Source organism: Aminobacter sp. P4_H6_2 (assembly GCF_056400805.1).
The window spans coordinates 1-1,970 of sequence record NZ_JBFUKO010000831.1; the positions used below are offsets into that span (position 1 = coordinate 1).

1 protein-coding gene is annotated in these 1,970 nt (G+C 61.7%); it reads left to right on the forward strand.

The genetic code is table 11. The annotated features are described in order from the left end of the window. Positions 1-286 precede the first annotated feature (286 nt). A complete protein-coding gene (locus tag AC1DUU_RS30680; protein WP_476787084.1) occupies positions 287-1,936 on the forward strand; it encodes a TIGR04028 family ABC transporter substrate-binding protein in 1,650 nt (549 codons plus the stop codon). Positions 1,937-1,970: the final 34 nt, after the last annotated feature.

Genomic DNA, 1,970 nt, shown 5'->3' on the forward strand with positions numbered 1-1,970 from the left:
GCGAATAGTCACCTGTTGTGGAAAAAAACATGCCGCCGGCGATCGCGCCTAGCGCGGCTGCACATCGGACCATGCGGCACAACGGCGGGCAGGACGCTCGCCTAAGGAATTCCATAAATTCTATCAAATAAGTAGAATTAATTCTCGTCTGGTGATGACGATGGAACTCAGTTCCTGTCACCCAAGCAGCCACCACGCCTATCCTCTTGACAGCAAACAGGCAGACCGGAACGATCCCAATCCTCCCAAGGAGCGTCGATTTCCGGTCGTTATCAAGGGGATGGCTATGTCTCATACGCGACGATCGACACTCAAACTCACCCTGATCGGACTGATGGCGGCGACTGCGCTGGGCTTCGCGGCCCGGGCTTTCGCGCAGACTGACACGCCCATCAAGGGCGGGACGCTGGTTTATCTGGAGCAGCAGGCGCACACGAACCTCTACCCACCGGCGGGAGGCTTCTATCCGAATGGCGGCGTGCTCAACCAGATCACCGACAAGCTGACTTACCAGAACCCCGAGACGCTCGAGATCGAGCCATGGGTCGCGGAGTCCTGGACGGTCAACGACACGGCCACCGAATACACCTTCAAGCTGCGTCCCGGCGTGACCTTCTCGGATGGCACCCCGTTCGACGCTGCAGCCGTTGCCAAGAATTTCGACACCTTCGGCAAGGGCAACAGGGAGCTGAAGCTTCCGGTTTCGGAGGTCATCAACAACTACGACCGCAGCGAAGTAGTCGATCCACTGACGGTCAGGTTCCATTTCAAGGCGCCGTCGCCGGGCTTCCTGCAGGGTACGTCGGTGATCGGCTCGGGCCTGGTGTCGCCCAAGACGCTTGAGCTGCCGTTCGAGCAGCTGGGCGATGCGACCAAGATTATCGGCTCGGGGCCGTTTGTGGTTGCCAGCGAGACGCTTGGACGTGAGCTCGTGTTGAAGGCGCGCGACGATTATGCCTGGGGACCGGCCAAACTGAAACATCAGGGCAGGGCGCTGCTCGACGAGATCAAGTACCTGATCACGCCCGAAGACAGCGTGCGCATCGGCGCGCTGCTCGCTGGCCAGGCCGACTTTATCCGCCAGGTCCAGGCCTATGACGAAAAGCAGGTTGAGGCGGCGGAGTACAAGATCTACGCGCCAGGCACCCGCGGCGTGAACAACTCGGTCGTCTTCCGGCCCGACAATGCGCTGGTGGCCGACGTCAAGGTGCGCCAGGCGCTGCTGCACGCCACCAATGCCAAGGAGATCGTCGAGACACTGTTCTCGGCTAATTATCCGCAGGCGACGTCGATCATCGCCAAAGCGGCCCAGGGTTACGTCGACCAGTCGGCAAAGCTTACCTACGATCCGACCCTTGCCGGCAAGCTGCTGGACGAGGCGGGCTGGACGCTGGGCGCAAACGGCGTGCGCACCAAGGACGGCAAGGAACTGGTGCTGGCCGCCTATGAATCGGTGCCGCAACCTCAGAACAAGGAAACGTTGCAGCTGATCGCCCAGCAGTGGAACAAGGTCGGCGTGAAGCTCTCCGTCCTAGCCGGCGACTCCGGCAGTGCCGCAGCCGACAACCTCGATCCACTAAAGACACCGGTGGCACCGGCAATGGTCGGCCGCGCCGATCCGGACGTGATCAAGAGCCAGTACTATCCCAGGAATCGCAACGTGCTGCAGCAAAAGGGCGGCGTCAGCGACAAGGTCCAGAGCTTCGTCGACGACAAGCTCAACGGCCTGCTCGAGGCACTCGCCTCCGAGCCGAACCGCGACAAGCGGCTGGCGATATCAGGCGAGATCCAGGCCTATGTGCTCGACCAGGCCTATGCGATCCCGATTTTCGAGGAACCGCAGGCCTTTGCCGGCGCGCCCAACGTCCATAACGTCGCCTTCGAGGCAGTTGGGCGTCCATCGTTCTATCGCGTCTGGCTGTCGCCGCGCGACTGAGGCGCGAGCGGCCCCGTCTCCCGTGAGACGGGAC